The 23478-nt window shown below is 70.8% G+C and carries 17 protein-coding genes and 1 pseudogene; 5 read left to right on the top strand and 13 right to left on the bottom strand.

Features of this window, described 5'->3' with window-relative positions; genetic code table 11:
* Positions 1–2 precede the first annotated feature (2 nt).
* The 12 genes and pseudogenes from FDO69_RS18805 to FDO69_RS18755 all read right to left on the bottom strand — a co-directional run bounded on the left by FDO69_RS18805 (position 3) and on the right by FDO69_RS18755 (position 16107).
* Positions 3–1187: an inositol-3-phosphate synthase gene (locus FDO69_RS18805; protein WP_104780998.1), complete on the bottom strand. Its 1185-nt coding sequence runs from the start codon at positions 1185–1187 to the stop codon at positions 3–5.
* An 89-nt stretch (positions 1188–1276) separates the two neighbouring features.
* Positions 1277–5075, bottom strand: a pseudogene (locus FDO69_RS18800) (ThuA domain-containing protein).
* 136 nt (positions 5076–5211) lie between these two features.
* A complete protein-coding gene (locus FDO69_RS18795) occupies positions 5212–6210 on the bottom strand; it encodes a sugar phosphate isomerase/epimerase family protein (protein WP_104780997.1) in 999 nt (332 codons plus the stop codon).
* 13 nt (positions 6211–6223) lie between these two features.
* Positions 6224–7435, bottom strand: coding sequence for a Gfo/Idh/MocA family protein (locus FDO69_RS18790; protein ID WP_104781102.1), 1212 nt, complete (start codon positions 7433–7435; stop codon positions 6224–6226).
* Positions 7436–7490: 55 nt separating this feature from the next.
* Positions 7491–8537, bottom strand: coding sequence for a substrate-binding domain-containing protein (locus FDO69_RS18785; protein ID WP_104780996.1), 1047 nt, complete (start codon positions 8535–8537; stop codon positions 7491–7493).
* A 50-nt stretch (positions 8538–8587) separates the two neighbouring features.
* The gene (locus FDO69_RS18780) at positions 8588–9604 is read right to left on the bottom strand and encodes an ABC transporter permease (protein WP_104780995.1); all 1017 of its coding nucleotides are present in this window, start codon (positions 9602–9604) and stop codon (positions 8588–8590) included.
* A complete protein-coding gene (locus FDO69_RS18775) occupies positions 9601–11115 on the bottom strand; it encodes a sugar ABC transporter ATP-binding protein (RefSeq protein ID WP_104780994.1) in 1515 nt (504 codons plus the stop codon). The genes FDO69_RS18780 and FDO69_RS18775 overlap by 4 nt, the downstream gene beginning before the upstream one ends.
* Positions 11116–11222: 107 nt before the next feature.
* A complete protein-coding gene (locus FDO69_RS18770) occupies positions 11223–12404 on the bottom strand; it encodes an ROK family transcriptional regulator (protein ID WP_104780993.1) in 1182 nt (393 codons plus the stop codon).
* Between the two features lie 280 nt (positions 12405–12684).
* Positions 12685–13362, bottom strand: a complete 678-nt coding sequence (locus tag FDO69_RS18765; RefSeq protein WP_104780992.1) for a GntR family transcriptional regulator — start codon at positions 13360–13362, stop codon at positions 12685–12687.
* 147 nt (positions 13363–13509) lie between these two features.
* On the bottom strand, positions 13510–14448 hold the full coding sequence (locus tag FDO69_RS18760) for a beta-ketoacyl-ACP synthase III (protein WP_104780991.1): 939 nt from the start codon (positions 14446–14448) through the stop codon (positions 13510–13512).
* A 215-nt stretch (positions 14449–14663) separates the two neighbouring features.
* Positions 14664–14804 (bottom strand): MFS transporter small subunit, encoded by a 141-nt coding sequence (locus tag FDO69_RS41235; protein WP_167526639.1) that lies wholly within the window; start codon positions 14802–14804, stop codon positions 14664–14666.
* Positions 14773–16107, bottom strand: coding sequence for an OFA family MFS transporter (locus tag FDO69_RS18755; RefSeq protein ID WP_104780990.1), 1335 nt, complete (start codon positions 16105–16107; stop codon positions 14773–14775). The genes FDO69_RS41235 and FDO69_RS18755 overlap by 32 nt, the downstream gene beginning before the upstream one ends.
* Positions 16108–16341: 234 nt before the next feature.
* Here FDO69_RS18755 and FDO69_RS18750 point away from each other — a divergent pair, with 234 nt between their 5' ends.
* Genes FDO69_RS18750 through fdhD form a run of 5 tightly spaced genes read left to right on the top strand, consistent with a single transcriptional unit; the run spans position 16342 to position 22786 of the window.
* Positions 16342–17313, top strand: coding sequence for a 2-dehydropantoate 2-reductase (locus FDO69_RS18750; protein ID WP_104780989.1), 972 nt, complete (start codon positions 16342–16344; stop codon positions 17311–17313).
* Positions 17310–19235: a molybdopterin oxidoreductase family protein gene (locus FDO69_RS18745; RefSeq protein WP_104780988.1), complete on the top strand. Its 1926-nt coding sequence runs from the start codon at positions 17310–17312 to the stop codon at positions 19233–19235. The genes FDO69_RS18750 and FDO69_RS18745 overlap by 4 nt, the downstream gene beginning before the upstream one ends.
* A gap of 5 nt (positions 19236–19240) precedes the next feature.
* Complete coding sequence (locus FDO69_RS18740; protein WP_104780987.1) at positions 19241–21073, top strand: NAD(P)H-dependent oxidoreductase subunit E; 1833 nt, start codon at positions 19241–19243, stop codon at positions 21071–21073.
* On the top strand, positions 21070–21930 hold the full coding sequence (locus tag FDO69_RS18735; protein ID WP_104780986.1) for a 2Fe-2S iron-sulfur cluster-binding protein: 861 nt from the start codon (positions 21070–21072) through the stop codon (positions 21928–21930). The genes FDO69_RS18740 and FDO69_RS18735 overlap by 4 nt, the downstream gene beginning before the upstream one ends.
* A gap of 7 nt (positions 21931–21937) precedes the next feature.
* Positions 21938–22786 (top strand): formate dehydrogenase accessory sulfurtransferase FdhD, encoded by an 849-nt coding sequence (fdhD, locus tag FDO69_RS18730; protein WP_104780985.1) that lies wholly within the window; start codon positions 21938–21940, stop codon positions 22784–22786.
* A 158-nt stretch (positions 22787–22944) separates the two neighbouring features.
* On the opposite strand, the gene FDO69_RS18725 is transcribed toward fdhD, so the two are convergent.
* Positions 22945–23382 (bottom strand): MarR family winged helix-turn-helix transcriptional regulator, encoded by a 438-nt coding sequence (locus tag FDO69_RS18725; protein ID WP_104780984.1) that lies wholly within the window; start codon positions 23380–23382, stop codon positions 22945–22947.
* Positions 23383–23478 lie beyond the last annotated feature (96 nt).

Raw genomic sequence — 23478 nt, 5'->3', positions numbered from 1 at the left:
CGTCACAGGGCTCCCTCTGTCTTCTCCGTGCCCCGCACCGCCCGGGCGCCGCGGTCCTCTCCGTCGGCCTCCCCGAGGCTCCGCCCGAAACGGAGAAGTTCGCCGTACTGCTCGGCGAGCCCCGAGGGCCCCTCCCCCACCGGGTCCTTGAAGTAGAAACCGAGAGCGCCCAGCGGGCCGGACACGCCCGCCTCGTGGGCGCGGGCGGTCAGGCGGGCCAGGTCCAGCACCAGGGGTGCGGCCAGGGCCGAGTCGCAGCCCTGCCAGATGGTCTGGAGGATCATGCGGGTGCCGAGGAAGCCGTCGAAGGCGATGTGGTCCCAGGCGGTCTTCCAGTCGCCGAGGGCGGGCACGTCGTCGATGTGGACCTCGCCCTCGGGGACGGTGCCGAGGGTGTCGGCGAGGACGCGTTCCTTGCCGGCGTTCTTCGCCGCGGCGGCGGCCGGGTCGGCGAGGGCGGCACCGTCGCCGCCGCCCAGCAGGTTGGTACCCGACCAGGCCCGGACCGTCAGCGCCCGCTGGGCGAACATCGGGCCGAGCACGGCCCGCAGGAGTGTCTGCCCGGTCTTGCCGTCCCGCCCGGCATGGGGCAGGCCGCTGCGCTCGGCCTCTCGGGCGGCGACGGGATGGTGCATGCCCTCGGAGGGGGTGAAGTTGACGTAGGGGCAGCCCGCGCGCAGGGCGGCCAGCGCGTACAGGGTGCTGGCCGGCAGGGGGGCGCCGGGCCCCTGGGAGACGGGTTCGGTGGAGGCGACGTTCACCACCACGGCCTGCTCCAGCTCGTGGCGGTGCAGGAAGTCGCGCAGATCGTCGGCGAAGGCCGTGATCAGCTCGGGCTCGCTCCGGGTGTCCCCGGGGGTGGGGCCGCCGGGCCTGATCTCCCGGTCGGCGGCGGCGAGTTCGGCGGCGACGGCGGCGGCCACTCCGGGTGGGAGGACGCCGCCGGCGGTCAGGGACTCGGCGCGTTTGGGCAGAGGGCAGTCGAGGGTGTCGTGGCCGCCGAAGACGAGGTCGGAGAGCGCGGGCAGGCCGCTCTCGGTGAACGGGGGTGTCTCGGTGACCATCCCGGTGGGCGGGTGCAGTCCCGCGGCGACGGCGGCGCACCCTGTGACGACGGTGGTGGCGACGGAGCCCCGGGCTCCGATCAGCCACACCCCCACACGCGGTCGGGAGAGGGACGCGGACATGGGCAGCCTCCTGATCGTGCGCGAGCCACGGGGGGGAGCGGGATACGGGGACGGCGGGCGGGGGTCCGGCGTCCCCCGCCCGCCGCCGTTCACAGGCCCTGGACGGGCAGTTCCCTCAGCTGGATGTTGCGGAAGGAAACCTGGTCGTCGGCGCCATGGTTCTGCAGGCCGATGTAGCCGTCGGTCAGGCTCCGCTCGGGGTCCTTGTTGGTGAAGTCATTGATCTTGACTCCGTTGAGGAACACCTGGAGGCGTTCGCCCTGGACCTTGATCTCGTAGGAGTTCCACTGGCCGGGCGGCCGCAGGACCTGGTCACGGGCCTTGATGTTCGCCGACTTGAAGGAGTAGACGGAGCCCGTGGTGCGGTCGGCCGCGTCGGTGGCGTCGATCTGGATCTCGTAGCCCTTGTTCACCGCGGACCAGGGGTCGTCGGAGGCGGGGAAGCCCACGAAGATCCCGGAGTTGTCGTCGCCGCGCATCTTCCAGTCGAGCTTGAGCGAGTACGACTTCAGCTCCTTGGCCTGGTACCAGAGCAGACCCATGCCGCCCTCGGACTCCAGCGTGCCGTCCTTGACGGTGAACTTCCCGGGGCCGGCCTGCTTCCAGCCGTCCAGGGTCTGGCCGTTGAAGATCTTCCGGTGATCCTTGCCCGGCTTGCAGTCCGCCTTCACCTGGCCGGTGGCGTACTGCAGGCCGCCGAGCAGGTGGGCGCGGAAGGCGGCGTCGGCGTAGGACTCCTTGGTGTGGCCGCCGCCGGTGTAGAAGGACCGGCCCCCGCCGTAGCTCTGGCACCAGGCGATCGGGTGGTCGCCCTTCATGGTGCCGCCCTGGTAGGTGGTCTCGTCCAGGGTGGCGAGGACCTTGGCCTTCTCCCGCGGGTTGGTGCGGTAGTTGTACCACTCGTCGGTGCGCTCCCAGGCGTCGTCCAGGTGCGCGGTCGACGGGTGGTCGTGGTCCTCGACGCGGACGGTGGCCTTCTGGATGGCCGGGTGCGACTGGAAGTAGGCGCCGACGAGGCCGCCGTAGAACTCCCAGTCGTACTCGGTGTCGGCCGCCGCGTGGATGCCCATGTAGCCACCGCCGCCCGCCACGTAGTCCTCGAACGCCTTCTGCTGTTCGGCGTCGAGGACATCACCCGTGGTGGACAGGAAGGCGACCGCGTCGTACTTGGCGAGGTTGGTCGTGGTGAACTGCCTGGCCTCCTCGGTCGCGTCGACGGTGATGCCCGCCGGGCCGCCGAGTTCCTTCAGGGCGGTGACACCCGCCGGGATGGAGTCGTGCCGGAACCCGGCGGTCTTGGAGAAGACCAGCACCTTCTTGCCGCCCTTGAACGGCTCCTTGGAGAACTCGAAGTCGTCCACGTCGTAGAGCGCGCCCTCGCCGCCCTTGAACACCAGGTAGATGTCGGTGGTCTTCTTCGGCAGCGACCGCAGCGGCACGTCGACGTTCTGGAACGTCTCCCAGCCGCCGGTCGGCGGGATGTAGGCCGAGCCGTGCAGGGGCCCGTCGGGTGAGCCGGTGCGCAGTTCGATGAAGCCGCCCGCCCCGCCGGAGGAGGCCCGCACGGTCATCTTCTTCTGCCCGTCGAACCGGTAGGGGCTGAAGGAGATCCAGTCGCCGTCGTTGATGTCGCCGACGGTCTTGCCGCCGTTGGCGCCGGTCTTGGTGACGACCGACACGCCCGACTGGGCGGTGAAGTGCTCGCCCTGGCGGTGCAGCGGCTGGAGCACGGTGCGGGCGGTGCCGGTCAGGGACTCCTGGCCGTTCGCCCCGCCGTCGGTGTAGCCGGCGCCGACGACGCCGTAGATGTTGGCGTTGGGGTCGTGTCCGCCGTCACCGGGGGGCGGCGTCAGGGTGCCCTCGCAGCCCATCTCGCTGGTCAGTTCGTGGGCGTGGGAGTCGTGGCCGAGGCTGTAGGTGACCTTGACCTTGGAGCAGTCGACGCTCTCCTCGGGGTCGGTGACCTTCACCTTGAACGGGACGGGCTTGCCGAAGGCGGCCATGCTCCCGTTGCCCGGAGTCTCGATCGTCACCTTCGGCTCGGTGTTGCCGACCACGATCCGGACGCTGGCGTTGCCGGTGTTGCCCTCGGGGTCCTTGGCGGTGAAGGTGGCGCTGTAGGTGCCGATCTTCTTGTACCTGTGGGTGGGGGTGAGGCCCTCGCCCTTGGTGCCGTCGCCGAAGTCCCAGCTGTAGGTGAGGTCCGTGGAGTCGGCGTCCTTGGCGGAGGCGGTGAACTTCACCTTCAGACCGGCCGCGCCGGACGTCTTGTCGGCGCTCACCTCGGCGATCGGGGAGAAGCCGTCCTCGGCGTTCTCGATCCGGTACAGCGCGGAGTCCTTGTCGCCCTGGAACCAGGAGAGTCCGTAGTCGAGGACGTAGAGGGCGCCGTCGGGGCCGAACTCCATGTCCATGATCTGGGTGCCGGTCCAGGGGAAGTCGTTGATCTTGGCGACGGAACCGTCCGCGTTCTCCTCGATCCGCTTGATCCAACGGCGCCCGAACTCACCGGCGAAGAAGTCCCCGTCGTAGGCCTCGGGGAACTTCACGCTGGAGTTCAGGTCGGGGTCGTAGCGGTAGACCGGGCCGGCCATCGGGGACTCGGAGCCGCTGCCGAACTCGGGCACGGAGCCGCCGTCGTACGGGATCCAGGCGGCCTGCGCGGGCGGCAGGTCGGTCAGGCCCGTGTTGTGCGGCGAGGTGTTCTTCGGGGCGTTGCAGTCGAACGTCTCGCCGGACTCCTTGGTGGCGAAGTCGTAGTCGACGTAGGGGTCGTTGTCGCCGGTGCAGAAGGGCCAGCCGAAGTTGGCGGCCTTGGTCACCTTGGCGAACTCGACCTGTCCGCTCGGGCCGCGTTTCGGGTCGGCGGCGCCGGCGTCGGGGCCGTAGTCGCCGACGTAGACGGTGCCGGTCTTGTCGTCGACGCTCATGCGGAACGGGTTGCGGAAGCCCATAAAAAACGTAGTCGCCGACGTAGACGGTGCCGGTCTTGTCGTCGACGCTCATGCGGAACGGGTTGCGGAAGCCCATCGCGTAGATCTCGGGGCGGGTCTTCTCCGTGCCCGGGGCGAAGAGGTTGCCCTCCGGGACCGTGTAGGAGCCGTCCTCGGCGACCTTGATGCGCAGGATCTTGCCCCGCAGGTCGTTGGTGTTTCCGGCGCTGCGACGGGCGTCGAAGGCCGGGTTGCGGTTCGGCCGGTCGTCGATCGGTGTGTATCCGTCGGAGGCGAAGGGGTTGGTGTCATCGCCCGTCGACAGGTAGAGGTTGCCGTCCTTGTCGAAGTCGATGTCGCCGCCGACGTGGCAGCAGGTGCCCCGGGAGGCCGCGACGTCCAGGACCTTCTTCTCGCTGGACAGGTTCAGCGTGCCGTTGGGGTTGAGGACGAAGCGGGAGAGGCGGTTGACGCCGTCGAACTTCTTGAAGTCGTCGGCGGTGCCGGTCTCCGGGGCGTCGCCCGCGGGGGTGTCGAGCGGCGGGGCGTAGTAGAGGTAGATCGCCCGGTTGTTCTTGAAGTCCGGGTCGATTCCGACGCCCTGGAGGCCTTCCTCGTCATGACTGTAGACGTCGAGTTTGCCGGCGATCTTGGTGACGCCGCCCTGGTCGGTGAGGCGCAGCGTGCCGTCGCGCGAGGTGTGCAGGACGCTGCGGTCCGGGAGCACGGCGAGCGACATGGGCTCGCCCGTCTCGGGTTCGCCCTTGGCGAGCGGCACCTGCTGGAACTGGCCCTCCGCGGCTGCCGGTTCGTCGTGTTCCGGGTGGCCGGGGTGGGCGCCGGCGACGGTGGCCGGGGTGCCGACGGCCAGGAGCAGGCCGGTGAACAGGGCGACGGTGGTGCGCAGTGCGGGCCGCCTGGGTATGCGGATGCTGCTGGATCTGGTTCTGTGCACGAAGTCCCTCCGGGAACGGGGTGGGCCGTACGGGGTGGGTGCGAAGCGTGCGGTGCGGGCGCCGGGGTGCGCCGTCACCCCGGAGGTGTGTGTGCCTTGAGCACGTCAAGACAGGTCTGTGTGCCGAATCCGTGGTTCAGCTGTTGAACGCGGCGTCGAAGGACGCGCTGGGCGGTTCGAAGTCGAAGGCCTTGAGGCGTGTCAGTGCCTCGGGGGCGCCCTGGAGCCGGTCCATGCCGGCGTCCTCCCACTCGATCGAGATCGGACCCGCGTAGTCGATGGAGCGCAGCATCCGGAACACGTCCTCCCAGGGGACGTCGCCGTGCCCGGCGGAGACGAAGTCCCAGCCACGCCGCGGGTCGCCCCAGGGCAGGTGGGAGCCGAGGCGGCCGTTGCGTCCGTCGAGGCGCTTGCGGGCCTCCTTGCAGTCGACGTGGTAGATCCGGTCGCGGAAGTCCCAGAGGAAGCCGACCGGGTCGAGGTCCTGCCACACGAAGTGGCTGGGGTCGAAGTTGAGGCCGAAGGCGGGGCGCCGGCCGACGGCTTCCAGGGTCCGCTGGGTGGTCCAGTAGTCGTAGGCGATCTCGCTGGGGTGGACCTCGTGCGCGAATCGCACGCCCTCGGCGTCGAAGACGTCCAGGATCGGGTTCCAGCGGTCGGCGAAGTCCTGGTAACCGCGTTCGATCATCGCCTCGGGCGCGGGCGGGAACATGGCGACCAGGTGCCAGATGGCGGATCCGGTGAACCCGATGACGGTGTTCACACCGAAGGCGGCCGCGGCCCGGGCGGTGTCCTTCATGCGGTCCGCGGCCCGCTGCCGGACTCCCTCCGGGTTGCCGTCGCCCCAGACCGCTTCCGGGAGGATCGCCTGGTGCCGCTCGTCGATGATGGCGTCGCAGACGGCCTGGCCGGCCAGGTGGTTGGAGATCGCCCAGCACTTGAGGCCGTACTTGTCGAGGAGCTGACGCCTCGACTCCACGTAGGAGGGATCGGTCAGCGCCTTGTCGACTTCGAAGTGGTCTCCCCAGCAGGCGAGTTCCAGGCCGTCGTAGCCGAAGTCGCGGGCCAGGCGGCAGACCTCCTCCAGGGGCAGGTCCGCCCACTGGCCGGTGAACAGGGTGAAGGTGCGCGGCATACTCGTGGCCTCCTCAGACCGCGATCGGCGTGTAGACGGAGTTCTTCTCGGCGCTCTCCTCGACCGCCGCGAGCACGCGCTGCACCTGCAGCCCGTCGGCGAAGGAGGGTTCGGGGCGGCGGCCCTCGGCGATGGCGTGGACGAGGTCGCGGGCCTGGTGGACGAAGGTGTGCTCGTAGCCGAGGCCGTGGCCGGGCGGCCACCAGGCCTCCAGGTAGGGGTGGTCGGGTTCGGTGACGAGGATCCGTCGGAAACCGGCCTCCGCTCCGGGCTCGGTGGCGTCGTGGAAGGACAGCTCGTTGAGCCGCTCCAGGTCGAAGGCGAGCGAGCCGCGCTCCCCGTTGAGTTCGATGCGCAGGGCGTTCTTCCGGCCGGTGGCGTAGCGGGTGGCCTCGAAGGAGGCCAGCGCACCGGAGGGGAAGCGGGCCGTGAACAGCGCGGCGTCGTCGACGGTGACCTGCCCGGTGCCGGCGGAGGTGACGGCGGACAACCCGCTCGTGGCGCCCGTGGGCAGGGGCCGCTCCCGTACGAAGGTCTCGGTCAGCGCGGAGACGCCCGCCAGCGGCTCCCCCACCAGGTACTGCGCGAGGTCGACGATGTGCGCCCCCAGGTCGCCCAGCGAGCCCGAGCCGGCCTGCTCCCTGCGCAGCCGCCAGGTCAGCGGGAACGCGGGGTCGACCAGCCAGTCCTGGAGGTACGTCACGCGCACGTGCCGCAGCCTGCCCAGGCGGCCCTCGGCGACCATGCGGCGGGCCTGGGCGGTGGCGGGCACCCGGCGGTAGTTGAATCCGACCATCGCCACCTGACCGCGCGTGCGGGCCTCTTCGGCGGCCAGCACCATCGAGGTGGCCTCCTCGACGGTGTTGGCCAGCGGCTTCTCGCACAGGACGTGTTTGCCCGCGGCCAGGGCGGCCAGGGCGATCTCGGCGTGGCTGTCGCCGGGGGTGCAGATGTCGACGAGGTCGATGTCGTCCCGTTCGACGAGGGCTCGCCAGTCGGTCTCGGTGGACTCCCAGCCGTGCCGGTCGGCCGCGGCCCGGACGGCGGCGGCGTCCCGGCCGCAGATCACGGCCTGCACGGGGTTCAGCGGCAGGTCGAAGACGCGGCCCGCGGTGCGCCAGCCCTGGGAGTGGGCGGCGCCCATGAAGGCGTAGCCCACCATCCCCACGCGCAGGGGTGGCTTGCCTTTCTCGGTCCCTTCCGACTGCTGCTGCGGCTGTCCCATACGGGTGTCCTCCTCGTCCTGGTCGGGGTGGCGCACGTGGGGGGTGCGGGGTGGCTCACTTGAAGCCGGTGGACATGTACCGGTCGACGTTGGTCTTGTCGACGACAGCCGAGTAGAGGGTGAGTGACGACGGGATCTCGAACTCGGCGAGGCCCCCGATGCCCTTGCTCTGGCCGAGGGCGCGGGCCAGGTCGATCGCGGAGGCGGCCATGGTCGGCGGGTACAGCACGGTCGCCTTGAGGACACCGTCGTCCTGCTTGATGGCCTGGAACGCGGAGAGCGCGCCGGCGCCGCCGACCATCAGGAAGTCGTCGCGTCCGGCCTGCTCGATGGCGCGCAGCGCGCCCACGCCCTGGTCGTCGTCGTGGTTCCACAGCGCGTCGAACTTCGACTGGGCCTGGAGCAGCTGCGCCATCTTGGCCTGGCCGGACTCGACGGTGAACTCGGCGGCCTGCCGAGCGACCTTCTTGATGTTGGGGTAGTTCTTCAGGGCGTCGTCGAAGCCCTGGGTGCGCTGCTTGGTGAGCTCCAGGTTGTCCAGGCCGGCCAGTTCGATGACGCGGGCGCCGGACTTGCCCTTGAGCTTCTCGCCGATGTAGTGCCCGGCGTTGAGACCCATGCCGTAGTTGTCGCCGCCGATCCAGCAGCGGTAGGCCTGCGGGGTGTTGAAGATGCGGTCGAGGTTGACGACGGGGATGCCGGCGCGCATCGCCTTGAGGCCGACCTGGGTGAGGGCCTTGCCGTCGGCGGGCAGCACGACCAGGACGTCGACCTTCTTGTTGATGAGGGTCTCGATCTGGCCGATCTGCTGGGCGGTGTCGTTGGAGCCCTCGGTGATCTCCAGGGTGACGTCGGAGTACTTCTCGGCGCGGCTCTTGGCGTTGTCGTTGATCGCGTTGAGCCAGCCGTGGTCGGCCTGCGGTCCGGCGAAGCCGATGGTGACCTGCTTGCCGGGCTTGTCGTCGGCGGCCGGCTGGTCGTTGCCGGCCGGCTCGTCCTCGGACTCGGACGGCTCGTTGCTCGTGCACCCCGTGAGGAGGGCACCGGCGGAGACGGCGGCGGCCCCGAAGAGCAGCCCTCTGCGGCTCGTGATCTCTGTCATGGCGGGAGAACCCTTTCCTCGGGTCGTGCCGGGCGGGAGCGGTACGGCTTTCAGGTCGTGCTGGCGGTACGGCGCTGGACCAGCACGGCGGCGACGATGATCGCGCCCTTGGCGATCTGCTGGACGTCGCTCTGCAGGTTGTTCAGGGCGAAGATGTTGGTGATCGTGAAGAAGATCAGGACGCCGAGCACGGAGCCGGTGATGGTGCCGCGGCCGCCGGTGAGCAGGGTGCCGCCGATGATCGCGGCGGCGATCGCGTCGAGTTCGTAGAGGTTGCCGTTGGTGTTCTGGCCGGAGCCGGACAGGACGATCAGCAGGAAGGCGGCGATGCCGCAGCACAGCCCGGACAGCAGGTACAGGTAGAGCCGCTGGCGGCGGACGTCGATGCCGGCGAGCCGCGCGGCCTCCGGGTTGCCGCCGACCGCTACCGTGCGGCGGCCGAAGGTGGTGCGGTTGAGCACCAGCCAGCCGATGACCGTGACGACGGCGAACACCATGACCAGGGGCGGGACGCCGAGGACGTAGGCGTCGCGCTCCCCCAGGTCGAGGACGGAGGGCACGGTGACGATCTGCGTCTTGCCGTCGGTGATCTGCAGGGCGAGGCCGCGGGCGGAGGCCAGCATGGCGAGGGTGGCGATGAACGGCACCATCGAGCCGTAGGCGATGAGCACCCCGTTGACCAGGCCGCAGCCGACTCCGACGACGATCGCCGTGAAGAGGATGCCGGCGAAGCCGTATTCCTGGGTGGCGACCGTGGTGGCCCACACCGAGGCGAGGGCGACGATCGCGCCGACCGACAGGTCGATCCCGCCGGAGACGATGACGAAGGTCATGCCGACGGTGACGACGCCGACCACGGAGGCCTGGGTGAGGACCAGTTGCAGATTGCGGGTGTCGAGGAACTCGTCGGGCTTGGTGATGCCGCCGACGACGATCAGCGCGGCGAGCACGCCGAGCAGGGAAAGGGTGCGGACGTCGGCACGGGCCGCCAGGCCGCGCCAGGCCGGAGGCCGGGCCTCGGGCACCTTCGCGGTGCTGTCCCGCGGCGGGGAGACAGGCTGCGTCATGCCGGGCTTCCTTCCATGACCAGGTCGAGTACGCGGTGTTCGTCGAGTTCGCGCGCGGGCGCCGTGTGCACGACCCGGCCCTCGCGCAGCACCAGCACGCGGTCGGCGAGGCCGAGCACCTCGGGCACCTCGCTGGAGACCAGCAGCACGGCGAGGCCCTCGTCCGCGAGCCTGCGGATGACCGCGTAGAGCTCGGCGCGGGCGCCCACGTCGACGCCGCGGGTGGGTTCGTCGAGCAGCAGCACCTTGCAGCCGCGCAGCAGCCAGCGGGCCAGGACGGCCTTTTGCTGGTTGCCGCCGGACAGGGTGCGCACGGGCACGGACGGATTGTCCGGCCGGAGCGACAGCTCGCGGGTGGCGGCCCGGGCGGCACCGAGTTCGGCGCCCCGGTCGATCCAGCCGCCGCGCGAGAAGCGGGACATGGAGGAGACCGACACGTTGCGGGTGACGGACTCCAGCATCAGCAGGGCCTGGGCCTTGCGTTCCTCGGGGGCGAGTCCGAGTCCGGCCCGGACGGCGGCCCGTACGCTGCCCGGCCGCAACGCCCGTCCGTCGACCAGGACCTGACCGGCCGTCGGTTTGCGGGCGCCGTAGACGGTCTCCAGGATCTCGGAGCGGCCCGAGCCGACGAGTCCGGCGAGGCCGACGATCTCGCCGGGGCGGACCTCCAGGTCGAGGGGCTCGAACTCCCCTTGCCTGGAGAGCCCTCGGACCGTCAGCACGGGTTCGCCGGGTGGTGGCGAGAGGGGCCGGTCGGGGAAGACGTACTCGACGTTGCGGCCCGTCATCAGCGCGACGACCTCGCGGGTCGGAGTCGACTTCGCCGGGAGCCCGTGCGCGACGGCCCGTCCGTCCTTGAGCACCGTCACCCGGTCGCCGATGCGGCGGATCTCCTCCAGGCGGTGCGAGATGTAGACGACGGCGACCCCGGCGGCGGTCAGGTCGCCGACGATGCGGAAGAGGTTGTCGACCTCGTCCGGGTCGAGGGCGGCGGACGGCTCGTCCATCACGATCAGCCGCACGTCGTGCGAGAGCGCCCGCGCCATGGACACGATCTGCTGCTGCGCCGCCGACAGGTCCCCGACGAGTCGGGCAGGATCGATCTCGGCATGGCCAAGTCGCTTGAGAAGGGCGGCTGTTGACGCACTGGCCGTCTTGCCGCGGACGATGAATCCCGCGGCGGTCGGCTCGTGCCCGAGGTGGACGTTCTCGGCGACCGACAGGTGCTCCACCAGGTCGAGTTCCTGATAGATGGTGGCGATGCCCAGGCGCATGGCGGCGATCGGCGAGCGGAGGGTGACCTCCTCGCCGTGCCAGCGGATGCTTCCGGTGTCGGGCTGGTGGGCGCCGGCCAGCACCTTGATGAGGGTGGATTTGCCGGCCCCGTTCTGGCCGAGCAGGCAGTGCACCTCGCCGGCCTGGACGTCGAGGTCGACGCCGTCGAGGGCCCGGACTCCGGGGAACGACTTGGTGATGCCGGACATGCTGAGCAGCGGTGGTTCTGGTGCCATGAGGTCCCCTTGGCGGGCGTGCGGGCCGGTTTCAGGGCAGGGCAGAGCAGGGCTCGGTACGGAAGCGTCGTGCTGGTGTGCTTGCGTGCTGACGTACTGAAGTGCGCTTACGCGGGTGAGAACAGGTGGTCGCTGATAAGCCGGGCCGCGCCGATCACTCCGGCGGCGGGGCCCAACTCGCCCAGGACGATGGGAAGGTTGCCGGTCGCCAGCGGCAGTGACTGGCGGTAGACCTGGGTGCGGATCGCGGCGAGCAGGGTGTGACCGAGGCCGGTCACCCCGCCGCCGATCACCACCAGGCCCGGGTTGAAGAAGCTGACCAGGCCGGCGATGACCTGGCCGGTGCGGTTGCCGCCCTCGCGGATCAGATCGAGGGCGGTGGCGTCACCGGCGGCGGCCGCGGCGGCGACGTCGACGGCGGTGAGGCCGCCGTCGGTCTCCAGCCGCGAGGCCAGTTCGGCCGAAAGTCCCTGCTGGGCGGCCTCCGTGGCGTCACGGGCCAGGGCGGCCCCGCTGAAGTGGGCCTCCAGGCAGCCCCGGTTGCCGCAGGCACAGGGGCGGCCGTCGGGGACGGCCTGGATGTGCCCGATGTCGCCGGCGCTACCCGTCGTACCGCGGTAGACCTCACCGCCGACGACGATGCCGCAGCCGATGCCGGTGCCGATCTTGACGCAGAGGAAGTCGGCGACGGTGCGGGCGACGCCCGCGTGCTGCTCCCCCATCGCCATCAGGTTCACGTCGTTGTCGACCATGACCGGGCAGCCGAGTTCCTGGCTGAGCGCCTCCCGCACGGGGAAGCCGTCCCAGCCGGGCATGATCGGCGGTGCCACCGGGATGCCCTCGGGAAAACGGACCGGGCCCGGGACGCCGATGCCGGCGCCGTCGAACCCTTCCGCGAGCCCGGAGGCTCTCAGTTTCGCGGCCATGGCGAGGACCTGCTCGAAGACCGCGACGGGACCCTCGCGCACGTCCATGGGCTGGTTGAGGTGTCCGAGGGTCTCCAGTTCGGCGTTGGTGACGGCGACGTCGACCGAGGTCGCGCCGATGTCGACGCCGAGGAAGCGCAGTTCGGGGTTGAGCCGGATGTTGTGGGAGCGGCGGCCACCGCGCGAGGCGGCGAGTCCGTCGGCCACGACCAGCCCCGTCTCCAGCAGCCGGTCCACCTCCACGGCCAGCTTGGACCGCGAGAGATCGACCTGGTCGCCCAGTTGGGCACGGGAGTTGGGGCCGCCGTCTCGCAACAGCTTGAGCAGTCGAGCCTGGTGGGCGTTTCCGGGTCGTGCGGTCATACGTCTCACGAGCCCCTCCCCGCCTCGATCGGCCTGTGCGCGCCGGTTTCCCGCCACCACGGTGGCTTGCTTTCGGAGGGAACGTAGCAGCGGCTGCCGGGGCTGGGAAGAAGTCGCGCAGGAATTGCCTCCTACTTTTTCCACTCAGTGGACAAAGAAGCGGTGGCGGGTGCCCTCCCACGTGGCAGGGCAGGCATGACGGCGCCGCGTACGCGTGGCGGCGCTCAAGACGTAGGGCGGCGCTACGGACGTATGGCGGCGCTACAGGTGTATGGCGGCGCTACGCACGCGAGCGCGCGTGGTACGAGCGCCGTGTGTGTTCGGTGTGCGCGCGCATCAGCTGGGTGGCGCGCTGTTCGTCCCGGTCGGCGACCGCGGCGATGAGTTCGCGGTGCTCGATCCAGGACTGGTGACCGCGCCGACGGGCCACCGGCGTGTAGTACCAACGCACGCGCCGGTCGACCTGGGCGGCGAGTTCGGCGAGGACCGCGTTGCCGGCGAGCTCCATGATCTTGGCGTGGAAATGGGCGTTCATGGCGACGGCCCCGTCCACGTCATCGGCCTCGACGGCCTTCTCGCCCTCCGCGCACAGCGCTTCCAGGGCGGCGATGCCCGCGCTGTTGGCGTTGGCCGCCGCGAGCCGGGCCGCCTCGGCCTCCAGGAGCGTACGGACCGTGAGGAGCTGGTCGGCCTCCTCCTCCGTCGGCTCGTGCACGAACGCGCCCTGGGCGGGCCGCAGATCGACCCACCCCTCGGTGTTGAGCCGCTGCAGCGCCTCGCGCACGGGCTGCCGGGAGACCCCGAGGTGTCCGGCGAGTTCGCTCTCCACGAGATGCTGGCCGGGCTGGAGCGCACGGGTCGTGATGAGTTCGAGCAGTGCCTCGTAGACACGATCACGCAGCGGACCCGGGCGTTCCAGCTTGGGTACCGCCCCCTGGGGCAGGCCTGTCGACAGCATCGCGGTCCCCCTCCTCGGCAGGGCCGTGCACAACGCGGCGCGAGCCGGTATCGCCGCAGAGTCAGTATTGATTGTCTTTCGTCTACAGTCTACGGCCCACGAGAGCCAGGGTTTCGAGGAGTTGACCGCGTCACACCGCCCCGCCGCTCACGGGCAGCGCACGACCTGCCCGGCGTACGACAGGTTCCCGCCGAAGCCGAACAGCAGCACCGGGTCGCCCGTGGTGAGCGCCCCCCGCTCGACCAGCTTCGAGAAGGCCAGCGGGATGCTCGCGGCCGAGGTGTTGCCGGACTCGGTGACATCGCGGGCGACGACCGCGTTGACGGCGCCGATCTTCTGCGCGAGGGGTTCGATGATGCGCAGGTTCGCCTGGTGCAGCACGACCCCGGCGAGGTCGGCCGGTTCCAGCCCGGCCCGCTCGCAGGCCAAACGAGCGATGGGCGGCAGTTGCGTGGTGGCCCAGCGGTAGACGCTCTGGCCCTCCTGGGCGAAGCGCGGCGGGGTGCCCTCGATGCGCACCGCGTTGCCCATCTCGGGCACCGAGCCCCACAGCACCGGCCCGATGGCCGGCTCGTCGGCGGCCTCGACCACCGCCGCCCCGGCCCCGTCGCCGACGAGCACGCACGTGCTGCGGTCGCTCCAGTCGGTCACCTCGGACATCTTGTCGGCCCCGATGACCAGCGCCCGGCTCGCACCTCCCGCACGGACGGCGTGGTCGGCGGTGGCCAGGGCGTGGGTGAACCCGGCACACACCACGTTGAGGTCCATGGTGGCGGCCTGCGGGATGCCCAGGCGTGCCGCGACCCGGGCGGCCATGTTGGGTGAGCGGTCGACGGCGGTGGAGGTGGCGACCAGCACCAGGTCGATGTCCGCGGGGGCCAGTCCGGCCGCGGCGAGGGCCTTGGCGGCGGCGTGGGAGGCCAGTTCGTCGACCGGCTCGTCGGGGCCGGCGATGTGACGCGTGCGGATGCCCACCCGGCTTCTGATCCACTCGTCACTGGTGTCCACCAGGCCCGCCAGGTCCTCGTTGGTGAGGACCTTGGCGGGCTGGTAGTGGCCGACGGCGGCGATGCGCGAGCCGTTCATTGGGTGGATCCCCCTCGTTGCCTTGGGTAGCGGATCCACCAGTCTGATCAGTGACTCACGGGTACGACGGCAGCCAAGGCGACAGGAAACCGGCGCCGGGGTTGTCAGCTTCGGTCAGGAGCTCGGACGTCCGGACACCTGTCGAACGCCCACCCGGGGCCCCGGGTGGGCGTTCGACCACCCAGGGCCCCGGCTCCTGCCCGCGCCCACGGCCCCTAGCCGGTGAACAGCTGCGTCGCCTTGCGGACGAGCTCGTACAGCCCGTAGGCGAGCGGTACGCCCACCCATACCCAGGCGAGGGCGATCAGCCACCGGCGGTCCGGGCTAGGCGGACTCTGACTGCTGTCGCTCGACACGGGCGGCCTCCTTCGGGGCGGGGACGTGGTGGCGGGGGTCGACGGGCCGGACCAGTTCGTTGGCGACGAAGCCGACGACGAGCAGCCCGATCATGATGACGAACGACAGCCCGTACAGGGAGGCGCCGTGCCGGCCCGCCTCCTCCTGCCGGTCGGCGATCCAGTTCACGATCAGCGGTCCGAGCACCCCTGCCGTGGACCAGGCGGTGAGCAGCCGCCCGTGGATGGCACCGACCTGGTACGTGCCGAACAAATCCTTCAGATAGGCGGGAACCGTGGCGAATCCACCTCCGTAGAAGGAGAGGATGACCAGCGCGCACAGGATGAACAGCGGCTTGGAGGAGTCGCCGAACAGGGCGATGAGGGCGTACATCAGGGAGCCGACGCCCAGGTAGACGCGGTAGATGTTCTTCCGGCCGATGAGGTCGGACGTGGAGGACCAACCGATGCGGCCGGCCATGTTCGCCGCGGACAGCAGCGCGACGAAACCGGCGGCGGCGGTCACCGACACCGGGGTGGAGGTGTCCGCGAAGAAGTCCGTGATCATCGGCGCGGCCTTCTCCAGGATGCCGATGCCGGCGGTGACGTTCATGCAGAGCACGAGCCACAGCAGCCAGAACTGCGGGGTGCGGATGGCCTGTTTCGCGGAGACCTGCGGGCCGGTGGGGGCCTGCCGCGCAGTTCCCCCCGCCCCTGGGACATGACGCGGAACCCGGACCAGGAGCACACCCAGCAGCATGAACACGGCGTACGACAGCCCGTGCACGAGGAAGGCGAGCGCGATGCCGGTGCTGTCGCCGCCGAACGACTCCAGCATCTGGGCGGACCAGGGCGAGGCGATGAGCGCGCCGCCGCCGAAGCCCATGATGGCGATGCCGGTGGCCATGCCGGGCCGGTCCGGGAACCACTTGATCAGCGTGGAGACGGGCGAGATGTAGCCGATGCCGAGACCGATGCCGCCGACGAAGCCGTAGCCGAGGACGATCAGCCAGTACTGCTCCAGGGACGCGCCCAGCGCGGAGAGCAGGAAACCGGAGGAGAAGCAGATCAGGGCGACGGTCATCGCCCAGCGCGGGCCGTTGCGCTCCACGAGCGTGCCGCCGAACGCGGCGGACAGACCCAGCATGACGATGCCCAGCTGGAAGGGCAGCGCGCTCTGGGTGCCACTGAGGCCGAGCGCGGACTCGAGAGGCGGCTTGAACACGCTCCAGGCGTAGGCCTGGCCGATGGAGAGATGTACGGAGAGAGCGGCGGGCGGAACGAGCCAGCGGCTCCAGCCCGGGGGCGCGACTGGGGGACTCATGAACCCCGGACGGTAGGGATCCGCACGGAAGTTGGGAAGGCGGCACGTCGACCGTATGCGGTGAACGGTATCCGGCATGCGCCGAACGGTCGGCGCGCGCACCCTTGCCCACCCAACCTCCATACTGTAGACAATATTTCGTCGACACAAGCCGTCCGCGAGCCATACGCGACCCGTGAACGGCCCGGACGGCAGCCACCTCCGCGGTATCCCTCAAACCGAACGGAGTGTTCCGTGAAAGTCGCAGTTCTCGGCGCCGGTGCCATCGGCGCCTACGTCGGCGCCGCGCTCCACCGCGCGGGCGCCGAGGTGCATCTCATCGCCCGTGGACCGCATCTGGCGGCCATGAGGCAGCACGGAGTCCGGGTGCGCAGCCCACGCGGCGACTTCACCGCGCGCCCCCACGCCACCGACGACCCGGCCGAAGTCGGCCCGGTCGACCATGTCTTCCTGGGCCTGAAGGCCAACGCGTACGCGGCGTGCGGGCCGCTGATCGCACCCTTGCTGCACGGGACGACCTCGGTCGTCGCGGCCCAGAACGGCATCCCCTGGTGGTACTTCCACCGGCACGGCGGTCCCTACGACGGCCATCGTGTCGAGAGTGTCGACCCGGACGGCGCGGTCAGTGCGGTGCTCGCGCCCGAACGGGCCATCGGCTGTGTCGTCTACGCGGCGACCGAACTCGAAGGGCCGGGCGTGGTCCGGCACTTGGAGGGCACGCGGTTCTCCATCGGCGAGCCCGACCGCAGCCGCTCCGCACGCTGTCTCGCGTTCGGCGAGGCCATGCAGGCGGGCGGACTGAAGTGCCCGGTCGAACCGGACCTGCGCAGCGACATCTGGGTCAAGCTGCTCGGCAACATCTCCTTCAACCCGATCAGCGCGCTGGCCCGCGCGACCATGCGGCAGATGTGCCTGCACGGCGGCACCCGCAAGGTCATCGAGATCATGATGACCGAGACGCTGGCGGTCGCCGAGGCCCTCGGCTGCGAGGTCGGTGTCTCCATCGAGCGCCGGCTCGCCGGTGCCGAGCGGGTCGGCGACCACCGCACCTCCACGCTCCAGGACCTGGAGCGCGGCAAGCCGCTCGAACTCGACGTGCTGCTCGCGGCGGTCGTCGAGCTGGCGGAGATCACCGGCGTGGAGGTGCCCACCCTGCGCACCGTGCACGCCATCTCGGACCTGCTCGCGCTGAGGAGCGCCGCATGAGGAAACGCGACCGGACCCCCACGACCTACACCCGGCTCACCCACCCGCTCGTCCGGGACTCCCGCGACGAGCCGTTCCGGCAAGCCACCTGGGAGGAAGCCCTGGACCGGGCCGCCGCGGGCCTCGGCCGCCACCGCGACGCCTTCGGGATGTTCAGCTGCGCCCGCGCCACCAACGAGATGAACTACGTGGCGCAGAAGTTCGCCCGGGTCGTCATGGGCACCAACAACGTCGACTCCTGCAACCGCACCTGCCACGCCCCGAGCGTGGCGGGCCTGTCGGCGGCGTTCGGCTCGGGCGGCGGGACGTCGTCGTACGAGGAGATCGAGCACACCGACGTCATCGTGATGTGGGGTTCCAACGCCCGGTTCGCACACCCGATCTTCTTCCAGCACGTGCTGAAGGGGATCAGGAACGGCGCCCGGATGTACGTGGTCGATCCGCGCCGGACCTCGACCGCCGAGTGGGCGGAGAGCTGGATGGGGCTCAACGTCGGCACGGACATCCCGATGGCGCACGCGATCGGCCGCGAGATCATCCACGCGGGGCTCGCGAACGAGGCGTTCATCGAGCGGGCGACCACCGGCTTCGAGGAGTACAAGGCCCTGGTCGAGCCCTGGACACTGTCGCTCGCCGAGAAGGTGACGGGCGTACCGGCGGCGGCGATCCGCGAACTGGCGCACGCCTACGCCCGTGCCGAGCGGGCCCAGTTGTGCTGGACCCTCGGCATCACCGAGCACCACAACGGCACCGACAACGTCCGCGCCCTGATCAACCTGTCCCTGCTCACCGGGCACGTCGGCCGCTACGGTTCGGGCCTGCAGCCGCTGCGCGGGCAGAACAACGTGCAGGGCGGCGGCGACATGGGGGCGATCCCCAACCGGCTGCCGGGCTTCCAGGACATCCTGGACGCGAGCGCTCGTCTGAAGTTCGAGTCGGCCTGGGACACCGTCATCCAGCCGCACTACGGCCTGAACCTCACGGAGATGTTCGAGGCGATGGAGGACGGCTCGCTGAAGGCCGTCTACTGCATCGGCGAGAACCCGGCCCAGTCGGAGGCGGACAGCGAGCAGGCCGTACGGCGGCTGAAGGCGCTGGACTTCCTGGTCGTGCAGGACATCTTCCTCACGAAGACGGCACAGCTCGCGGACGTCGTCCTGCCGGCCACCGCCGGCTGGGCGGAGACCGACGGCACGACCACCAACAGCGAGCGGCGGGTGCAGCGCGTCCGCAAGGCCGTCACCCCGCCCGGCGAGGCCCGCGAGGACATCGACATCATCTGCGACCTCGCCGCCCGGCTCGGGCACGACTGGAAGTACGCCGACGCCGAGACCGTGTGGAACGAGCTGAGGTCCGTCTCACCCGACCACTACGGCATGACGTACGAGCGCCTGGAGGAACACCAGGGCATCCAGTGGCCCTGCCCGAGCACGGACGGGATCGAACCGACGTATCTGCACGGGCGGTTGTGGGAGCCCGATCCGGCGCGGCGCGGCCCGCTCGCCCCGTTCGGGATCGTGCAGCACGACCCGCCGGTGGACCTCACCGACGAGCGGTACCCGGTCCGGCTCACCACCGGACGGCGGCTCGACTCGTACAACACCGGGGTGCAGAGCGGTGGTTACGCCTCGCCGCTCAGGCGTGGCGAGTTCATCGAGCTGAGCCCGGAGGACGCCGAGCGCTACGGGGTCGTGGTCGGCGAGCACGTCCAGGTGACCTCGCGGCGCGGTTCGGTGACCGCGCCGGTGTGGGTGGACACCGCGCTGCGGCCGGGGCTCGCCTTCATGACCATGCACTTCCCGGACGAGGTGGACACCAACCAGCTGACGATCGAGGCGAACTGCCCGATCGCGGGGACGGCGGAGTTCAAGGCGTCGGCGATCCGGATCGAGAAGCTGCCCATCGCGACCATCGTGGGGTGACGTAAGTGGATCTGCACTTCGGTGACAGCAAACCGACGGACGAGGAACGGGCGGCCGTCGACGCCCTGCTCGGGCCTCCCGAGTCCTCCTGGGAGGGCGCCGCCCGCGACGAGATGCGAGCCGCCGATCTGAGGTGGGCGCGTGGCGGACGCGAGGCCCGGGACCGCCGCGACCTGCTGCTGCCGGGGCTGCACGCCCTCAACGACCGGATCGGCTGGATCAGCGAGGGCGCCCTCGACTACCTGTGCCGGCGGCTGACGGTGCCGCCGGCGGAGGCCTACGGGGTCGCCACCTTCTACGCCATGTTCTCGGTCAAGCCGCGTCCCGCGACCGTGCTGCACGTGTGCACGGACCTGGCGTGCGCGGCGGCCGGGGCGCCTCAGCTGTGCGCCGGGATCGAGGAGCGGCTGGGCCTCGGCAGCGGGGTGAGCGTCGAGCGCAGCCCCTGTCTGGGCCTGTGCGAACGGGCCCCGGCCGCACTGGCGATCAAGGCCGGGGACCCCGTCCGTACGGCGGTGTCGGCGCCGGCGACCGTCGAGGAGGCCGTGCTCGCCGCGAGCTCGCCCGACTCGGCGCCCGAGGAGCCGCCGGCCGCGCTGGCGGTGCCCCAGGCGGGGCAGGACGGTCTGATGCTGCTGCACCGGGTCGGCGTGGTCGACCCGTCGTCCCTCGACGACTACCGCGCCCACGGCGGCTACACCGCCCTGCGCCGGGCCTTCGAGCTGGGCCCCGCCGGGGTCATCCGCGAGGTCACCGACTCGGGCCTGGTCGGGCGCGGCGGCGCCGCCTTCCCCACCGGCCGCAAGTGGCAGGCCACGGCGTCCCAGCCCGACCATCCGCACTACCTCGTCTGCAACGCCGACGAGTCGGAGCCGGGCACCTTCAAGGACCGGGTGCTCATGGAGGGCGACCCGTACGCGCTGGTCGAGGCGATGACGATCGCCGGGTACGCGACGGGCGCGCACAAGGGCTATCTGTATCTGCGTGGCGAGTACCCGCGCGCCCTGCACCTGCTGGAGCACGCGATCACGCAGGCACGGGCGCGCGGACTGCTCGGCGACGACGTCCTCGGGCAGGGCTACGCCTTCGACATCGAGATCCGGCGCGGCGCGGGCGCCTACATCTGCGGTGAGGAGACGGCCCTGTTCAACTCCATCGAGGGCTACCGGGGCGAGCCCCGCTCCAAGCCGCCGTTCCCGGTGGAGAAGGGCCTGTTCGGCAAGCCGACGGTCGAGAACAACGTCGAGACGCTGGTCAACGTCCTGCCGATCCTGACCATGGGCGCCCCGGCGTACGCGGCGATCGGCACCGGGCGCTCCACCGGACCGAAGCTGTTCTGCGTGTCCGGGAGTGTGGAGCGGCCCGGCGTCTACGAGGTGCCGTTCGGCGCGACGCTGGGCGAGGTGCTCACCCTGGCCGGGGTGCGCGAGGGGCTGCGGGCGGTGCTGCTCGGTGGGGCCGCCGGCGGTTTCGTACGGCCCGACGAGCTGGACGTGCCGCTCACCTTCGAAGGGACACGGGAGGCGGGCACGACGCTCGGCTCGGGGGTCGTCATGGCCTTCGACGACACCGTGCCCCTGCCCCGGCTGCTGCTGCGCATCGCGGAGTTCTTCCGCGACGAGTCGTGCGGGCAGTGCGTGCCCTGCCGGGTCGGGACGGTGCGGCAGGAGGAGGCACTGCACCGGATCGTGGAGCGCACGGGCGCCGACGCCGCCGGGGACATCGCGTTGCTGCGGGAGGTCGGCCGCGCCATGCGGGACGCCTCGATCTGCGGTCTGGGGCAGACCGCGTGGAACGCCGTGGAATCCGCCATCGACCGTCTGGGGGCGTACGAATGACCGTCACACCGCTGGGGATCCCGCGCCGCATGCTGGAGTTCACCATCGACGGGGAGGAGGCCCGGGTCCCGGAGGGCTCGACGATCCTGGACGCCTGCCGGGCGGCCGGGAAGGACATCCCCACCCTGTGCGAGGGCGACACCCTGCGCCCGAAGAACGCCTGCCGGGTCTGTGTGGTCGAGGTCGAGGGAGCCAGGACACTCGTCCCGGCCTGCTCCCGCAAGGCCGAGCCGGGCATGGAGGTCCGTACGGACACCGAGCGCGCCCGGCACAGCCGCAAGGTCGTCCTCGAACTGCTCGCGTCCTCGGTCGACCTGTCGACGACTCCGAAGGTCGCCGGATGGCTGAAGGAGTACGAGGCGAAGCCGGACCGCTTCGGCCCGGACGCCGCGCGGCTGAACGAGGAGCCGAGGGTCGACAACGACCTGTATGTCCGTGATTACGACAAATGCATCCTTTGCTACAAGTGCGTCGACGCATGCGGCGACCAGTGGCAGAACTCCTTCGCGATCTCGGTCGCCGGGCGCGGCTTCGACGCCCGGATCGCCGTCGAGCACGACGCGCCGCTGACCGACTCGGCATGCGTGTACTGCGGGAACTGCATCGAGGTGTGCCCGACGGGCGCGCTGTCCTTCAAGTCCGAGTTCGACATGCGCGCGGCGGGTACCTGGGACGAGTCGCGGCAGACGGAGACGACCACGGTGTGCGCGTACTGCGGAGTGGGCTGCAACCTGACGCTGCACGTACAGGACAATGAGATCGTCAAGGTCACCTCGCCGCACGACAACCCGGTGACCCACGGCAACCTCTGCATCAAGGGCCGCTTCGGCTACCAGCACGTACAGAACCGGGACTGATCAGGACATGGGACGAGTCACGGAACGACGCAAGGTGATCCGCATCCGGGACGGGGTGGTCTCCGACCGTCCGGACACGCTGGTCGCCGAGGAGCCGATGGAGATCCGGCTCAACGGCAAGCCCCTGGCGATCACCATGCGCACCCCGGGCGACGACTTCGCGCTGGCGGCGGGGTTCCTGGTGAGCGAGGGGGTGCTGGCCGGGCAGGAGGACCTGCAGAGCATCGTCTACTGCGCCGGGGCGACGGCCGAGGGCTCGAACACGTACAACGTGGTCGACGTGAAGACGGCCCCGGGCGTGGTGATCCCCGACATCACGCTGGAGCGCAACGTCTACACCACGTCCTCCTGCGGGCTGTGCGGCAAGGCGTCGCTGGACGCGGTGCGCACCACGACCCGGTGGCCCGTCGCCGACACTCCCCCGGTCCGGATCCACCCCGAGCTGCTCGCGAGCCTCCCCGACCGGCTGCGCGCGGCCCAGCGGGTCTTCGACCGGACCGGAGGCCTGCACGCGGCGGCCCTGTTCTCGGAGGATGGCGAACTGCTGGACGTCCGGGAGGACGTGGGCCGGCACAACGCGGTCGACAAGCTGGTCGGCCGCGCCCTGCAGAACGGGCAGCTGCCGCTGTCGCGGGCGATCCTGCTCGTGTCGGGCCGGGCCTCCTTCGAGCTGGCGCAGAAGGCCGTGATGGCCGGCATACCCGTGCTGGCGGCCGTGTCGGCGCCGTCCTCGCTGGCGGTGGACCTGGCCGCCGAGGCGGGCCTGACGCTGGTGGGCTTCCTGCGGGGCAACTCCATGAACGTGTACGCGGGTGAGGACCGCATCGCCCTGCGGGCCGCGGCCGCCCAGGGCTGAACAGGTTCCTCCGCTGCACGGCGGCGGGGCCCCGACCGGCGGGGAGCGCCCCCTGCGCCGCAGGGGCCCCGTCTCGACTTGCCGTCGCGGCCCCCGGCCGGGTCTTCAGTCGGCCGTGCCGGGGTCTCGGCTTGCCGTCGCGGTCCCCGGCCGGGTCTTCAGTCGGCTGTGCCGGATATGCGGGACAGCATCGCCGTGAACTGCTCCCGCTCGGCCGCCGACAGCGGTGCGAGCAGTTCGTCGTTGGCGGCGCGGGCCGCCTTCTCGCAGCGCTTGAGCAGCCGGCCTCCGCGCGGAGTGAGGGACACCGCGTTCTTGCGGCGGTCCCGCGGGTCCGGCTCGCGTACCACCAGACCCGCCGACTGAAGGTCGTCGAGGACGCCGACGAGGTCCTTGGGGTCCAGCCGGACCCCACGGCCGAGGTCCGCCTGGGCGACGGGGCCGAGGTCGCGGACGGCGGACAGCACCACGTGGTGCCACATCCGCATGTCCTCCTCCGCCAGCGCCTCGGCCACCAGGGCCCGGCCGCGGGCGGCGGCACGGCCGAGCAGCCAGCTGGGCAGGGAGCGGATCGCGGGGAGGGGAGCTTCCGACATGGCCGCAGCCTAACCAAGAAATCGTTGGTTCTCCCTATGATCCTCCTATACCGTTGGGCACCCCAACGATCTCGTCGGGGCCACCAACGACCCGGA

The sequence above is a fragment of the Streptomyces tibetensis genome, assembly GCF_007655005.1.
Classification (GTDB): Bacteria; Actinomycetota; Actinomycetes; order Streptomycetales; family Streptomycetaceae; genus Streptomyces; species Streptomyces tibetensis.
This window is presented reverse-complemented; position numbering and strand designations above follow the sequence as displayed.